The sequence below is a fragment of the Bradyrhizobium sp. USDA 4011 genome (assembly GCF_054063415.1).
This window is the reverse complement of the sequence record NZ_JBSSGG010000001.1, coordinates 2,054,701-2,069,548: the sequence shown is the minus strand read 5'-3', so window position 1 is coordinate 2,069,548 and position 14,848 is coordinate 2,054,701. Positions and strand designations below refer to the sequence as shown.

At 64.6% G+C, this 14,848-nt stretch carries 12 protein-coding genes; 10 read left to right on the top strand and 2 right to left on the bottom strand.

Annotated elements, in window-relative coordinates; translation table 11 throughout:
• The first annotated feature begins 24 nt into the window (after positions 1–24).
• Positions 25–1,176: a substrate-binding domain-containing protein gene (locus ACVW1C_RS09560; RefSeq protein WP_342712712.1), complete on the top strand. Its 1,152-nt coding sequence runs from the start codon at positions 25–27 to the stop codon at positions 1,174–1,176.
• 80 nt (positions 1,177–1,256) lie between these two features.
• Here ACVW1C_RS09560 and ACVW1C_RS09555 read toward each other — a convergent pair whose 3' ends face one another.
• Positions 1,257–2,051: a DeoR/GlpR family DNA-binding transcription regulator gene (locus ACVW1C_RS09555; protein WP_456758211.1), complete on the bottom strand. Its 795-nt coding sequence runs from the start codon at positions 2,049–2,051 to the stop codon at positions 1,257–1,259.
• Positions 2,052–2,289: 238 nt separating this feature from the next.
• On the opposite strand from ACVW1C_RS09555, the gene deoC reads away from it, so the two are divergent.
• The 9 genes from deoC to serA all read left to right on the top strand — a co-directional run bounded on the left by deoC (position 2,290) and on the right by serA (position 13,360).
• The gene (gene deoC / locus ACVW1C_RS09550) at positions 2,290–3,312 is read left to right on the top strand and encodes a deoxyribose-phosphate aldolase (RefSeq protein WP_456758210.1); all 1,023 of its coding nucleotides are present in this window, start codon (positions 2,290–2,292) and stop codon (positions 3,310–3,312) included.
• A 10-nt stretch (positions 3,313–3,322) separates the two neighbouring features.
• A complete protein-coding gene (locus ACVW1C_RS09545; RefSeq protein WP_456758209.1) occupies positions 3,323–5,710 on the top strand; it encodes an aldehyde dehydrogenase family protein in 2,388 nt (795 codons plus the stop codon).
• Positions 5,711–5,791: 81 nt separating this feature from the next.
• The gene (locus ACVW1C_RS09540; RefSeq protein WP_456758208.1) at positions 5,792–6,247 is read left to right on the top strand and encodes an RbsD/FucU family protein; all 456 of its coding nucleotides are present in this window, start codon (positions 5,792–5,794) and stop codon (positions 6,245–6,247) included.
• Positions 6,248–6,251: 4 nt separating this feature from the next.
• Entirely contained in the window at positions 6,252–7,175 is a 924-nt protein-coding gene (gene rbsK / locus ACVW1C_RS09535) for a ribokinase (protein ID WP_456758207.1), read from the top strand.
• A 7-nt stretch (positions 7,176–7,182) separates the two neighbouring features.
• Entirely contained in the window at positions 7,183–8,058 is an 876-nt protein-coding gene (locus tag ACVW1C_RS09530) for a carbohydrate ABC transporter permease (RefSeq protein WP_456758206.1), read from the top strand.
• Positions 8,055–9,092 carry a carbohydrate ABC transporter permease gene (locus tag ACVW1C_RS09525; protein ID WP_456758205.1) on the top strand — a complete coding sequence of 346 codons (1,038 nt, stop codon included), beginning with the start codon at positions 8,055–8,057 and terminating at the stop codon, positions 9,090–9,092. Before ACVW1C_RS09530 ends, ACVW1C_RS09525 begins: the two co-directional genes overlap by 4 nt.
• Before the next feature lie 49 nt (positions 9,093–9,141).
• Positions 9,142–10,581 carry an extracellular solute-binding protein gene (locus ACVW1C_RS09520; RefSeq protein ID WP_456763033.1) on the top strand — a complete coding sequence of 480 codons (1,440 nt, stop codon included), beginning with the start codon at positions 9,142–9,144 and terminating at the stop codon, positions 10,579–10,581.
• Positions 10,582–10,664: 83 nt separating this feature from the next.
• A complete protein-coding gene (locus ACVW1C_RS09515; RefSeq protein ID WP_456758204.1) occupies positions 10,665–11,756 on the top strand; it encodes an ABC transporter ATP-binding protein in 1,092 nt (363 codons plus the stop codon).
• A gap of 350 nt (positions 11,757–12,106) precedes the next feature.
• Positions 12,107–13,360 carry a phosphoglycerate dehydrogenase gene (gene serA / locus ACVW1C_RS09510; protein ID WP_456758203.1) on the top strand — a complete coding sequence of 418 codons (1,254 nt, stop codon included), beginning with the start codon at positions 12,107–12,109 and terminating at the stop codon, positions 13,358–13,360.
• 9 nt (positions 13,361–13,369) lie between these two features.
• On the opposite strand, the gene ACVW1C_RS09505 is transcribed toward serA, so the two are convergent.
• Entirely contained in the window at positions 13,370–14,809 is a 1,440-nt protein-coding gene (locus ACVW1C_RS09505) for a helix-turn-helix domain-containing protein (protein ID WP_176533082.1), read from the bottom strand.
• Positions 14,810–14,848: the final 39 nt, after the last annotated feature.

Here is a 14,848-nt window from a genome sequence, read left to right as displayed (position 1 = left end):
GGCGACCAAAAAAGGGAGGAAACAATGAAGCCAATCTTGCGACAAACCCTGCCGCTGACCGCGCTGATCGCGGCGACGGCCATTTCGATCGCGCCCTCGGCGCGTGCCGAAGTGCCGGCAAGCTGCGTCAAGGGCGTCGATCTCGCGACGCTGGGACCGAAATCGATCGTCGGTCAGGGGCCGCACGGCGAGAAGGCCGCATCGCCCGAGGTGCTCGCACTGTCGGACGCCGACGCCGCCAAGATCAAGGAGAAGCATTTCAAGGTCGGCATCTCCATGCAGACCGTCAACCTCGACTGGGCGCAACTGCAGATCCAGGGCATCACCGATACGCTGAAGAAGTACGGCGTGACGGTGACCGGCGTCGCGTCCGCCGAATATCAGGTCGACAAGCAGATCGCCGACATCGAGAATACCATCCAGCAGCATCCGGACGGCATCATCTCGATCCCGGTCGATTTCACTGCGACCGCGCCGACCTACAAGAAGATCGCGAAGGCCGGCATCAAGCTCGTGTTGATGGACAGCATTCCGACCGGCCTCAAGCATCCGGAGGAATATGCCTCGATGATCTCGGCGGACAGCCAGGGCAATGGCCAGATCGCGGCCCAGATCCTGGCCTCCTGCGTGGCGCAGGGCGCGACCATCGGCCTCGTCAATTTCGGCGTCGATTACTTCAGCACCAACGAGCGCACCAAGGGTGTCCGCGAGTGGATGCAGAAGAACCGTCCCGACATCAAGATGAAGCAGGTCGACTTCACCGATCCGCCGAAGGTGTCGCAGATCGCGGGTGACTTCCTCACCGGCAATCCTGATATCAAGGGTCTGTTCGCGGTCTGGGATCAGCCGGCGCTCGATACGCTGAGCTCGATGCGCGCGCAGGGCATCGACATTCCGGTCACGACCGTCGATCTCGGCCTGCAATCGGCGATCGAGATCGCCAAGGGCGGTCCCTTGAAGGCGACCGGCTCGCAGCGTCCCTATGATCAGGGCGTCGCGGAAGCGATGGCGATGATGAACGCGTTGCTCGGCAAGGAAACGCCCGGCTGGATCGGCGTGCAGTCGCTGCCGGTGACACAGTCGAACGTGCTGGAATCCTACAAGACGGTGTTCAAGAAGGAGCCGCCGCCGGAACTGACCGACGCTTGCAACAAGGCAAAGCCTGCCTGCAATTGAGCCGCAGGAGTTCGATGGGTGGTCCCGCGAGCCCGCGCATCGTGAGCAGCCTGATCCGGGCGTGCCAGCCCCCGCTCGGATCAGGTTGCGCTGGTCACGTACTCGACAGGAAGGCTGCGGAAGTGCTTGCGCATCTCCGATGACGCCGCGCCGCCGACGATGATCCGCGAGAACGCGCCGATATCGGAGAAGAATGCCGACTTGAGACTGCCGAGCTTGCTCGCGTCGATCACCAGGGTGCTCTCCATCGCGGTCTCGATGACGGCCTGCTTGACCGCGACTTCGTGAAAATTCGAGCAGCTCGCGCCGCGGGTCCAGTGCACGCCGCCCGCAGAGATGAAGGCCTTGTTGATCCCAAGCCGCCGCAGATAGGACAGGCCATCGTCAGACGCAAAGGACTGCGACGAGGGATGATAGAGCCCGCCCATCAGCATCACCTGCGTGCCCGGCCGGCGCGTCACGATCGACGCCACGTTCATCGAATAGCAGATCACCGAGAGTGGCAGATCCTCGGGCAGGCAGTCCGCCAGCGACTGCATCGTGGTGCCGCAGTCGATGAAGATCGTATCGCCTTCCCTGATGGAGGCGGCGGCAGCCCGACAGGCGAGGCGCTTGTCCTGGGTGTGCTGGTCGATTTCCTGCTCGAACGTGTACTTGATGCCGGTCGGCGACGCCGCATTGACGACGTAGCCGCCGAGCAAAGCGAGGGCGGCGTCCGGACCGGCAAGGTCGCGGCGCACCGTCATTTCGGAAACCTTGAGGAGCTCGGCGGCGTCCTTCAGATGCAGCGCGCCACTCGATTCGACCGCGCGGCGCAGCCTCTGAAGGCGCTGGACGCGTGTCTCGCTTGGTCGTGCGTTGGAAGTTCCAGCCATTTTGATCGCCGAGCTTGCTTATCCGATTGACAATGATCTTACAATGTTGTGAGTTTATCAACGTCGATTTGTTACAATAATAACATCCAATCCGGCGGGCTGATCCGGTGTCGAGACGATGTCGTCCTCGGCAGGCGGAAAACCCGGCGGCAAGGTCAGGGGAGGATCACATGTTGCGATCGACACATTCAATCTATCTGGCCACCTCGTCGATTCGCTAGGACCGCACGGCGCCACCATGACGCAGAGCGTCTTCATCCAGAATCCGTCCCCCTTGGCCGTGCAATCGCCTTCCCCGGGCGGCGAGCATTCGCTGCCGCGCAACAGCGGCCGCGCGCTCGAGATGGATTGGGTCGACGAAATCAAGATCAATCTGTCGGCCGTTGAACGGCGGGTCGCGAGCCTGCCGGGCCGGCGCACGGTCAAAAAGGACGCACAGGCGGGGTGGCTGCTCAAGGCGGTCACCTGCATCGACCTGACCACACTCAACGGCGACGACACGGCCGAACGGGTAAAGCGCCTCTGCGCCAAGGCCAAGGCGCCCGCGCGCGGCGACCTTCTCGAGCGGCTTGGCTTTGCCGGGCGCGAGCTGCACACCGGAGCGGTCTGTGTCTACCATCGGTTCGTTGCAGCGGCTGTCGATGCGCTCGATGGATCCGGCATTCCGGTCGCCGCGGTCTCGACCGGGTTTCCCGCGGGTCTCGTGCCGCACGATCTGAAGCTGAAGGAGATCGAGGCGTCGGTCCGCGACGGCGCGCAGGAGATCGACATCGTCATCACGCGTGAGCATGTGCTGACCGGCGATTGGCGGGCGCTCTACGCCGAGGTGCGGGATTTCCGCGCCGCCTGCGGCAACGCGCATCTGAAGACGATCCTGGCCACGGGCGACCTCAAGACGCTGCGCAATGTCGCAAAGGCATCGATGGTCTGCATGATGGCCGGTGCCGACTTCATCAAGACCTCCACCGGCAAGGAAGGCGTGAACGCGACGCTGCCGGTGACGCTCGCGATGCTGCGGATGATCCGCATCTATCAGGAGCGCACCGGCTACAAGATCGGCTTCAAGCCGGCCGGCGGCATCTCGACGGCAAAGGACGTGCTCAACTACCAGTTCCTGATGAAGGAGGAACTGGGACGCGACTGGCTCGAGCCGGAGCTGTTCCGCATCGGCGCCTCCAGCCTGCTCGCCGACATCGAGCGGCAGCTCGAACATCACGTGACCGGCCACTACTCGGCTTTCAACCGTCACCCCGTGGGATGAGACTCCAGCGATGAGCGTCGCAAATTATTTCGAGACCATGGAGTATGGCCCCGCGCCCGAGCCGGACGGCGAGGCGCGTGCCTGGCTGGCGCGGCATGGCGCCACGTTCGGGCATTACATCGCCGGCAGGTTCACGGCGCCGCATGCGGGCAAACACCTCACGACAAGCGAGCCTGCCACCGGCAAGGCGCTGGCGCGCATCGCACAGGGCGACGCTGCCGACGTGTCGGCGGCGGTCGACGCCGCGCGCGCCGCGCAGGCCGCCTGGGCAAAGCTTGGCGGTCACGGCCGCGCGCGCCATCTCTACGCGTTGGCGCGCATGCTGCAGCGTCACGCCCGGCTGTTCGCCGTGCTGGAGGCGATCGACAATGGCAAGCCGATCCGGGAAACCCGTGATCTCGACGTGCCGCTCGCCGCGCGCCATTTCCTCTATCACGCCGGCTGGGCGCAGTTGCAGGACCGCGAATTCGCCGATCAGGTGCCGATTGGCGTGATCGGCCAGATCATCCCGTGGAATTTCCCGCTGCTGATGCTGGCCTGGAAGATCGCGCCGGCGCTCGCCGCGGGCAACACGGTGGTACTGAAGCCGGCGGAGTTCACCTCGCTCACCGCGCTGTTGTTCGCCGAACTGTCGGCCGAGGCCGGCCTGCCGCCGGGCGTGTTGAACGTCGTCACCGGTGACGGTGCGACCGGTGCGCTGCTCGTCGAAAATCCCGGTGTCGACAAGATCGCCTTCACGGGATCGACCGAGGTCGGGCGGCTGATCCGTCAGGCGACCGCGGGGACCGGAAAATCGCTGACTCTGGAGCTCGGCGGCAAATCGCCGTTCATCGTGTTCGACGATGCCGATATCGATGGCGCCGTGGAAGGCGTGGTCGATGCCATCTGGTTCAACCAGGGCCAGGTCTGCTGCGCCGGATCGCGGCTGTTGTTGCAGGAGGGGATTGCCGAAACCTTCCGCAGGCGGCTGATCCGTCGCATGGAGATGCTTCGCGTCGGCATGCCGCTCGATAAGGCGATCGACATGGGCGCGGTGGTCGCCCCCGTGCAGCTCGAGCGGATCAAGGCATTGGTCGAGACCGGGGTGAAGGAGGGCGCCGAGAAGTACCAGGCGTCCGGCGCGATTCCGGCGGAAGGATGCTTCTATCCGCCGACCCTGCTCTGGAACGTGCATCCGTCCTCGACGGTTGCGACCGAAGAGATTTTCGGCCCTGTCCTGGTGGCAATGACGTTCCGCACGCCCGACGAGGCTGTCATGCTCGCCAACAACACGCGCTACGGCCTTGCCGCCAGCGTGTGGAGCGAGACGATCGGGCTCGCGCTCGACATCGCGCCGAAACTCCTGGCCGGCGTGGTCTGGGTCAATGCGACCAATCTGTTCGACGCCAGCGTCGGCTTCGGCGGCTATCGCGAATCCGGCTTCGGCCGCGAGGGCGGCCGTGAAGGCATGTATGAGTATCTCAAGCCGAAGGCCTGGAGCGGGCGCAAGGCGCGGGCCAAAGCACCGCCGCTGCCGACGGCGTCGAGCGCCAGCGCCGGCTTCGACGTGCCGCCGATCGATCGAACGGCCAAGCTGTTCGTCGGCGGCAAGCAGGTCCGTCCGGACGGCAATTATTCGCGCGCGGTGCTCTCGCCGAAGGGCCGGCGCCTCGGCGAAGCCGGCGACGGCAATCGCAAGGATATCCGCAATGCGGTGGCCGCGGCGCGCTCCGCCGAGGGGTGGGCCCGGGCGACGGCGCATAATCGCGCCCAGATCCTCTATTACCTCGCCGAGAATCTGTCCGCGCGCGGCGACGAGTTCGCCCGGCGCATCACCGACATGACCGGCGTGTCGGCAGCAAAGGCGCGCACCGAGGTCGATGCCAGCATCGAGCGGCTGTTCAGCTATGGCGCCTGGGCGGACAAATTCGAGGGATCCATCCACGCGCCGCCGCTGCGGGGCGTGGCGCTCGCAATGCATGAGCCGATCGGCGTGGTCGGCGTCGCCTGTCCGGACGAGGCGCCGCTGCTTGCCTTCCTCAGCCTGGTGGCGCCGCTGGTGGCGATGGGCAACCGGGTGGTCGCCGTGCCGAGCGAGCGGCATCCGCTTGCCGCGACCGACCTCTACCAAGTGCTCGAGACGTCGGACGTGCCGGGCGGCGTGGTCAACATCGTCACCGGTGACCGCAACGATCTCGTCAAGATCCTTGCCGAGCATGACGATGTCGACGCGCTTTGGGTGTTCGGGTCGCAGGACGCTTCCGCGGCTGCCGAACGTCACTCGATCGGCAATCTCAAGCGGACGCTGGTCGATCAAGGCCTCGCGCTCGACTGGTACGACAGAGCCGCGAGCGAGGGCCCGATCCTGCTGCGTCATGCCGTGCAGGTGAAGAACATCTGGATTCCGTATGGCGACTAGGGACGTCACCTTACGGTGATATCGATTGGGGCCCGAACCACGAGAGTTCGGCGATCTGGAAGACAAAGGAGGGGACGCAACATGCTCAAGGGCATCAATCCACTGCTCAATGCCGACGTGCTCTATGCCCTGCGGGCGATGGGGCACGGCGATCGCCTGGTGGTGTGCGACACCAATTTTCCGGCGGACTCGATCGCGCGCCAGAGCGTGCTCGGCAGGCTGCTGCGCATCGACAATGTGAGTGCCGCCAAGGCGGTCGAAGCCGTTCTCTCGGTGATGCCGCTCGATACCTTTGTCGACGATGCCGCGATCCGCATGGAGATCGTCGGCCAGGCCCAGGAAGTGCCGCCCGTGCAGCGTGAGGTGCAGGCCGCGATCGATCGCGCCGAGGGACGATCCTGGCCGCTGGTCGGCGTCGAGCGCCATGCGTTCTACCAGAAGGCCAAGACGGCCTATTGCGTGATCGCGACCGGCGAGCGCCGCTTCTACGGCTGCTTCCTGTTCAGCAAGGGCGTCATCGCGCCGGACGGGGAGTAACGACATGAGCAAGCATGGCGTGGCCGTCCTCGGCGTCTTCGTCGTCGACCTGGCGTTCCGCGCCGGCAACATGCCGGCGATCGGCGAGACGATCGCCGGATCTGGATTCGCCATGGGGCCCGGCGGCAAAGGGTCCAACCAGGCTGTCGCGGCCGCGCGGGCCGGCGCCAGCGTGAGCTTCATCTCCCGGATCGGCAGCGATGCCTTCGGCGAGCTTGCGATCAAGACCTGGGAGGCCGAGGGAATCCGGCCGCGCATTGCCAGGACGGCGGACACACCGACCGGTGCTGCGTTCATCTATGTCCACGAGACGCGCGGCGATAACGCGATCATCGTGGTGCCGGGCGCAGCAGGCGGGATCGGCCCGGCCGATGTCGACGCGGTGGCGGACGCCATCCGCGACAGCCGCGTGTTCGTGACGCAGCTCGAGCAGCCGGTCGATGCGGCGCGGCGCGGGCTCGAGATCGCGCGCGCCGCCGGCAGCATCACCGTGTTCAACCCGGCGCCGGCGATCGAGTTCGACTCTGACCTGTTTGCGCTCTGCGATTATGTCGTCCCCAACGAGACCGAGGCCGAAGCGCTGACCGGCATCGCGGTCGGCGATCTCGCCGGTGCCCGCCGCGCCGGCGATGCCTTGCTGGCGAAAGGCGCAGGAACGGCGCTGATCACGCTCGGCGAGCGCGGCGCCTTGTTTCATGCGCGGGATCGCTCGCTGCACGTGCCGCCCTTCGCCGCAGGCAAGGTGGTCGAAACCACCGGCGCAGGCGACGCCTTCGTCGGCGGCTTCGCGGCGGCGCTCGCCGACGGCGCTGATCCGCTGGAGGCTGCGCGCTTCGGTTCGGCCACGGCCGGAATCTCGGTGACGCGACCGGGCACCGCGCCCGCGATGCCGCGGCGCGCGGAGATCGACGCGCTGCTGAAGGGATGATCGCGCGATGATGCGGAATGATCCGATCAAGCATGTCTTCATCTGGCCGGCGGTGCTCGTTGTGCTGGCGATCTCGATCTTTCCGCTGATCTATTCGCTGACCACGAGCTTCCTGAGCTACCGCCTGATTCCGCCGATCCCGCCGCGGGTGGTCTGGCTCGGCAATTATGCCACGCTGTTGCAGGAGCCGCGGTTCTGGAACGCGATCTTCACGACGACGCTGATTGCCTTCATCGCCGTCGCCCTGCAATACGCGATTGGTTTCGGCGTCGCGCTGGCGCTCAACGCGCGGGTGCCGGGCGAGCGGCTGTTTCGCGTCGCCTTGCTGCTGCCCATGCTGCTGGCGCCCGTCGCGGTCGCGCTGGTCGCGCGCATGATGTTCAACCCGACGATGGGGCCGCTCAATCAGTTGCTGTCGAAGTTCGGTCTGGTCAATCTGCCGTTCCTCACCAATGGACATTGGGCGCTCGCCTGCATCATCGCAGTCGAGGTCTGGCAGTGGACCCCGTTCGTCATCCTGATGATGCTGGCCGGCCTGCAAACGCTTCCCGAAGATGTCTATGAGGCCGCCGAGCTCGAGAATGCCAGCGCCTGGCAGCAGTTCTGGGGCATCACCTTTCCGATGCTGCTGCCGATCTCGGCTGCGATCGTCTTCATCCGCCTGATCGAGAGCTACAAGATCATGGACACGGTGTTCGTGATGACGGGCGGCGGCCCGGGCGTGGACACCGAGACGCTGACACTGTTCGCCTATCAGGAAGGCTTCAAGAAGTTCAATCTCGGCTATACGTCGGCGCTCAGCTTCCTGTTCCTGATCGCGATCACGATCATCGGCGTCACCTATCTGGCGCTGCTGCGGCCGCATCTGGAGAAACGCCGATGAGCGGGCAGGGCTTGACGGGACTGTCGCCATGGAGCCGCCGCCTGGTCGCGGTCGGCGTCCTCGCCTGGTGCCTGATCACGGTGTTTCCGCTCTATTGGGTGGTGGTGACCGCATTCAAGACGCCGCCGGGCGTCGTCGGCGGGCCGACCTATCTGCCGTTCATCGATTTCACGCCGACGTTGCAGCCTTTCATCGATCTCTATCAGGGGATCCGCGGCGAGTTCTTCCGGACCTTCCTGAACTCGACCATCGTCGGCTTGTCAGCCGCGGCGATCGCCACCGCGATCGGTGCAATGGCGGCCTACGCGCTGGTGCGGTTCGAATTCAAGGTACGCCTTGGTGCGGGCCTTGTGTTCTTCCTGCTCGCGCTCGGCGGCTATCTGCTCTTCAATGCGACGTTCGGGTTCACGCGACCGCAGGCCCTGTTGCTCGCCTTTCCGATCGCGCTGATCGCTGCTGTCGTCGCCAACCGCCTGCCATTGCCCGGACCGATCCTCGGCAACGAGGACATCCTGTTCTGGTTCGTCAGCCAGCGTATGTTCCCGCCGATCGTCACGGCCTTTGCGCTGTATCTGCTCTACAGCGAGATCGGCCGGCTGGGTTTCCAGCTCATCGACAGCTACGTCGGCCTGACGCTGTGCTACGTCGCCTTCTCGCTGCCGATCGTGGTCTGGCTGATGCGCGACTTCTTCGAGGCGGTGCCGATCGAGGTCGAAGAGGCGGCGATGGTCGACAACGTGCCGAGCTGGCGCATCTTCTTCGGCATCGTGGTGCCGATGTCCATGAACGGGCTGCTGGCGACGTTCATGATCACGCTGGCCTTCGTCTGGAACGAGTTTCTGTTCGCGCTGTTCCTGACCAATTCCAGATGGCAGACGCTGCCCATCCTGGTGGCAGGACAGAACAGCCAGCGCGGCGATGAATGGTGGGCGATATCAGCTGCGGCGCTCGTCGCAATCGTTCCCATGATGATCATGGCGGGCCTGCTCAGCCGGATGATGCGGTCGGGCCTGCTGCTCGGGGCCATCAAATAGCAAAAAACCTTGTAGGGAGGACTAGACGATGTTGCGACGGACGTTCCTGATGTTGACCACCTCGCTCGCGATGGCCTGTGCCGCGAGCCAGGCGAATGCTGCCTGCAGCCCGGATTACACCGGCGTCACCCTGACGGTGGCGTCGCAGACCGGACCTTATATCGCATCCGCGCTCAAGCTCGGCGCGGACGAATGGGTCAAGAAGACCTGCGGCAAGGTCAATGTCGTCGAGTTTCCGTGGTCCGAGCTCTATCCGAAGATCGCGACATCGCTCACCGCGTCGGATGCGACGTTCGACCTCGTCAGCTTCGCACCGGCCTGGCTGCCGGATTTCGTGCCCTATCTCAGCGAGATGCCGAAGGAGATGCAGTCCGGCAAGGACTGGGACGATATCGAGCCGGCCTATCGTGAACGCCTGATGGTGTGGGAAGGCAAGATCTACTCGCAATCGATGGACGGCGACGTCCACACCTATACGTACCGCACCGACCTGTTCAGCGATCCCAAGGAGAAGGACGCCTTCAAGGCCAAGTACGGCTACGACCTCGCGCCGCCGAAGACCTGGAAGCAGTATCTCGACATTGCGGAGTTCTTCCAGCGGCCGGACAAGGGCCTGTGGGGAACCGCGGAAGCGTTCCGTCGCGGCGGTCAGCAGTTCTGGTTCTTCTTCAGCCACGCCGCGGCCTACGCCAACAATCCGAACTATCCGGGTGCGATGTTCTTCGACCCCGAGACGATGGACGCGCAGATCAACAACCCGGGCTGGGTGAAGGGGCTCGAGGAATACATAAGGGCTTCGAAGCTCGGGCCGCCCAACGCGCTGAACTTCTCGTTCGGCGAGGTGAACGCTGCGGTGGCCGGTGGCCAGGTGGCGGAATCGATCGGCTGGGGCGACACCGGTGTCATCGCCGCCGACCCGAAGCAGTCGAAGATCTCGGGCAAGGTCGGCTCGGCGATGCTGCCCGGTTCGGACGAGATCTGGAACGCCAAGACCAAGAAGTGGGACAAGTTCCCGAGCGTGCTTCCGGGCCCGTTCATGGCATTCGGCGGCTGGCAGATCGCTGTGCCGAAGGCCGGCAAGAACCAGCAGGCGGCGTGGGATTTCGTCAAGACGTTGACGAGCCCCGAGGTGTCGGGCCAGGCGGCGATCACCGGCGGCAGCGGCGTCAATCCCTATCGCAAATCGCACACCGCCAATCTGCAACTGTGGAGCAAGATCTTCTCGCCGGAAGAGGCCAAGGAATATCTCGGCGCGCAATCGGACTCGATCAACGCCAAGAACGTCGCGCTCGACATGCGTCTGCCCGGCTATTTTTCCTATACCGAGGCCGTCGAGATCGAGCTCGGCAAGGCGCTGGCCGGCCAGACCACGCCGCAGGCGGCGCTCGACGCGATGGCGAAGGAGTGGAATCGCCTGACCGACGAATTCGGCCGGGCCAAGCAGCTTGCCGCCTATCGCGCCGCGATGGGTCTGCCGCCCAAGAACTAGCTTTCCAGTGAGACCTCCCGGATGATGCGCGAGCGTCATCCGGGGCTTGACCAGCCGTCGACGAAAGGACGGAAAAGGATTCCATGACGCACGTCGAGATCGAGAACGTCAGCAAGGCATACGGACCCTACAAGATCATCGAGGGGCTCGACCTCAACGTGGCCGACGAGGAATTTGTCGTGCTGGTCGGCCCGTCCGGCTGCGGCAAGACCACGACATTGCGCATGATTGCGGGACTGGAGGCCGTCACCAGCGGAACCATCCGCATCGGCAACCGCGACGTCACGCAGTTGCGCCCCGGCCTCCGTAACTGCGCGATGGTGTTCCAGAACTACGCGCTCTATCCGCACATGACGGTCGGCGAGAACATCGGCTACGGCATGAAGGTGCGGGGCGAATCGCGCGCCAGCATCGAGAAGGCCGTCAATGACGTGGCACGCGTGCTTGACCTCGAGCAATATTTGCAACGGCGGCCCAAGCAGCTTTCCGGCGGACAACGCCAGCGCGTAGCGATCGGCCGTGCCATCGTGCGCAGCCCGGACGTGTTTCTGTTCGACGAGCCGCTGTCCAATCTCGACGCCAAGCTCCGCATCGAGATGCGGACCGAGATCAAGGCGCTGCATCGCCGTCTCGCCAAGACCATCGTCTATGTCACCCACGACCAGGTCGAAGCCATGACGATGGCCGATCGCGTCGTGGTGATGAACAGAGGCAGGATCGAGCAGGCGGCCGATCCGATCACGATCTACGAGAAGCCCTCTAATCTCTTTGTCGCAGGCTTCATGGGCGCGCCCAGCATGAACTTCATCGATGGCGAGATCATCGCCCGCGACGGCGCGCTCACCTTCACCGCGCCATCGGGCACGGCGTTGCGCGTGCCGAAGTCGCGCGAGGCGGCCTATGCAGCTAGCGTCGGCAAGCCGGTGGTGCTCGGCGTGCGGCCCGATCATGTGTTGCGGCAAGGCGCGTCGGCGGGTTCTTCCGTCCGGTTGCTCGTGAAAGACGTGGAGCCGCTGGGGCCGCACACCTTGGTGATCGGGACCGTCGCCGGCTTTGCGTTCACCGCGCAAATGCCGGTCGGCGTTGCCGCTGAGCCGGATCATGTCATCGACGTCGCGCTCGATCTCGAGCGAACGCATCTGTTCGACAAGACATCAGGGATGGCTGTTTGCTGATCTGCTCCGGCGACGGCAGCAGGCTTGCGGGCACCGGAACCGGGAAGTGAGACCAGCGCTCCGGACATAACCCTCGGCGCCGAGTTGAAGCGACTGGGATTGACCTTCAGCCGGAGCTGGCGTTCGAACGCCTTGGGAACCGCAACCGGGGCTTTGCCGGCGAATTGACAGGACATTTGGCTGATTCGGTTCCTGCCTCGCGTCTGAACCCTCGGATCGAGGGGGCTCACCGAAAATCGCAGGGCACGCCGCCACGGCGGCTTCTGATGCGATTGTTTTCCATGTTATCACCTGATCCGTCGAAACTGCGTTCGTGCCTAACCTGCCCGAACCTACGAGCCTGGATCTTGATGATGTTGTCGCTGCCCAAGACCAAAATACGCGTGCTGCTGCTGGAGGGGGTGAACGATTCCGCGGCCCGGATGTTCGAGGCGAACGGCTATACCGAGCTGCAACGCCTGCCCAAGGCGCTAGGACCGAAAGAACTCAGGCAAGCGCTGTCGGGTATCCATATGCTGGGAATTCGGTCGCGGACCCAGTTGACCGCGGAAATCCTCGAGGCCGCCGACCGGCTGCTCGTTGTCGGCTGCTTTTCGGTCGGCACCAATCAGGTGGATCTCGACGCCGCGCGAAAGCTCGGCATCCCCGTATTCAACGCGCCATATTCCAACACCCGCAGCGTGGCGGAGCTGACCATCGCCGAGATCGTCATGCTGTTCCGCCGGATCTTTCCGCGTTCGGTTTCCGCACATGCCGGCGGCTGGGACAAGTCCGCCGAAGGCAGCCGTGAGGTGCGCGGCAAGACGCTGGGCATCGTCGGCTACGGCAACATCGGATCGCAGCTGTCGAACCTCGCGGAAGCCATGGGTATGCGCGTGATCTATTTCGATCAGACCGACAAGCTCCGCCATGGCAATACCGAGCCGGCCGAATCGCTTGATGCGCTGCTCGCAGCCAGCGACGTCGTATCGCTGCATGTGCCGGAAACGCCGGCCACCGCCAACATGATTGGTGCGGCCCAGCTCCAACTGATGAAGCCCGAGGCCTATCTGATCAACAACTCGCGCGGCACCGTGGTCGATCTCGATGCGCTGGCGAGCGCCCTGCGCGAGGGCCGGCTGGCGGGTGCCGCAGTCGACGTGTTTCCGGTCGAGCCAGTGTCGAACGAGGCGCGCTTCGTCTCGCCGCTGCAGGGCCTCCCCAACGTCATCCTCACGCCGCATGTCGGCGGTTCGACGGAGGAAGCGCAGGATCGCATTGGCGGCGAAGTCGCGCGCAAGCTGATCGATTATTCCGATGTCGGGTCGACCTTCGGGGCGGTCAATTTTCCGCAGGTGCAATTGCCGGCGCGGCCGACCGGCACCCGGTTCATCCACGTTCACCGCAACGTTCCGGGCGTCATGCGTCAGGTCAACGACGCGGTTTCCCGGCACGGGATCAACATCCTGGCGCAATATCTGCAGACCGATCCGGAAGTCGGCTATGTCGTGCTCGAGACCGACGTGGTCGGCGGCGAGGGCGAAGGACTCCTGGCCGATTTGAAAGCCATTGACGGCACCATCCGCGTGCGGGTGCTGTATGACGCGAACCGGCCGCAGGGATGATCGACCGCGTCAATCCGCCGAGAAGCCGAACGGGACGCTCGAGGTTCTGAAATCGTCGGGAAGAATCTCGCGTCCGATCGGAGGCGCCGACCGCGCTGCGCATCGCGGGCGATGGCAGACCCGGCAGGCAACGCCGATCGGGGTCGGCTCATCCGCGTTCGGCCCCTGTCCGTCGCGCGTATAGATCAGCTGGCTTGCATGCTCGGCGGCGCAGCCGATCGCGATCGCCCGCTCGACGCGGATGGCCCCGAACGCGCCGCCGCCGGCGGTCACGGTGCGGGCGATCGAGAAGAACCGCTGTCCGTCGGGCAATTCCAGCCATTGCGTGACGATCTGGCGCGGCGTCTTGAAGATATCGTGAACCGACCATAGCGGACACGCGCCGCCATGCTTCGCAAACGGAAACCCTGCGCCATCGAGCAGCTTGGAAATGTTGCCGGCCGGATCGACGCGGATCAGGAAGAACGGCACTTTCTCGAGCCCCGGCCGCTGCAGGGTCGTGACGCGGTGCGCGGTCTGCTCGAAGCTGGTGCCGAATTGGCGCGCCAGCGCCTCGAGATCGTAACGACGCGTCTCGACCGCTTTGGCAAACACGGAATAAGGCATGATGAGTGCGGCCGCGGCATAGGCCGCGAGTGCGCGGCGGGCCAGCAACTCGGCGCTCTTGCTGGTGAACTTGCCGTCTTCCACCGCCGCGCCGATCTCGCCTTCCAGCTCCAGATAGGCGAGTTGCTTGGCCAGCTGAAAATTGAGGCCTGCGGTATCGAGCGAATCCTCGAGCAGCAATTGCCTGCGATGAAGGTCCAGTCGCCGGACCGAGCCGAGCATGACGTTCGGCGGCAGGTAGCGGACCTGGAGCTTGTGACGCTCGCGAAGCCGCTCGATAAATCCGGCTGGTCCGGCCGGTTCATGGACGAGACGCTCGGCGGCATCATCGAGGTTGGCGAAATTGTTGCGGCGCGCGGCGAGAAATCGCCTGACTTCCGCGACGGGGTCGTTGGCATCGAAGTTCTCCTGCCCCGGATGGGACCCGCCCCCCACCAGGTCCGGCGCCCGTCGCTCCGCAAGTGCCAGCTGTTCTTCGCGATAGGCAGTGTAGAGGCGCAGGAACGCTTCGGTCATTCCGGGATAGCTGACAGCGAGGTCACTGACCTCGAGCGCCGGGATGTCGATGTCGGCAAACATCGGTTCCTTCAACACCGACTGCATGCGCGCGGTGTGATCGGCGCCGCCGTCGCCGGCGAGATCGGCCAGATCGATCTTGTAGGTGCGCGCAAGGCGAAGCAGCATGTCCGCCGTCACCGGCCGTTGATTGCGTTCCAGCAGCGCCACATAGGGGGCCGAGATTTCGAGATCGGCCGCCATGTCGGCCTGGGTCAGCCCGAGATCGCGCCGCAGCCGCCGTAGCCGCGGGCCCATGAAAACGGAACGGGCGCTTGAGGTTACCATCGCCTCATCCAAGGTTTGTAAGATTCTTACAACAATACA

Excerpts from the sequence above, each read along its gene's own strand:
- ACVW1C_RS09515 (WP_456758204.1), top strand. The coding sequence starts at position 10,665 with ATGACGCACGTCGAGATCGAGAACGTCAGCAAGGCATACGGACCCTAC.
- ACVW1C_RS09560 (WP_342712712.1), top strand. The coding sequence starts at position 25 with ATGAAGCCAATCTTGCGACAAACCCTGCCGCTGACCGCGCTGATCGCG.
- ACVW1C_RS09530 (WP_456758206.1), top strand. The coding sequence starts at position 7,183 with ATGATGCGGAATGATCCGATCAAGCATGTCTTCATCTGGCCGGCGGTG.
- ACVW1C_RS09520 (WP_456763033.1), top strand. The coding sequence starts at position 9,142 with ATGTTGACCACCTCGCTCGCGATGGCCTGTGCCGCGAGCCAGGCGAAT.
- ACVW1C_RS09545 (WP_456758209.1), top strand. The coding sequence starts at position 3,323 with ATGAGCGTCGCAAATTATTTCGAGACCATGGAGTATGGCCCCGCGCCC.
- serA (WP_456758203.1), top strand. The coding sequence starts at position 12,107 with ATGATGTTGTCGCTGCCCAAGACCAAAATACGCGTGCTGCTGCTGGAG.
- rbsK (WP_456758207.1), top strand. The coding sequence starts at position 6,252 with ATGAGCAAGCATGGCGTGGCCGTCCTCGGCGTCTTCGTCGTCGACCTG.
- ACVW1C_RS09525 (WP_456758205.1), top strand. The coding sequence starts at position 8,055 with ATGAGCGGGCAGGGCTTGACGGGACTGTCGCCATGGAGCCGCCGCCTG.
- deoC (WP_456758210.1), top strand. The coding sequence starts at position 2,290 with ATGACGCAGAGCGTCTTCATCCAGAATCCGTCCCCCTTGGCCGTGCAA.
- ACVW1C_RS09505 (WP_176533082.1), bottom strand. The coding sequence starts at position 14,809 with ATGGTAACCTCAAGCGCCCGTTCCGTTTTCATGGGCCCGCGGCTACGG.
- ACVW1C_RS09555 (WP_456758211.1), bottom strand. The coding sequence starts at position 2,051 with ATGGCTGGAACTTCCAACGCACGACCAAGCGAGACACGCGTCCAGCGC.
- ACVW1C_RS09540 (WP_456758208.1), top strand. The coding sequence starts at position 5,792 with ATGCTCAAGGGCATCAATCCACTGCTCAATGCCGACGTGCTCTATGCC.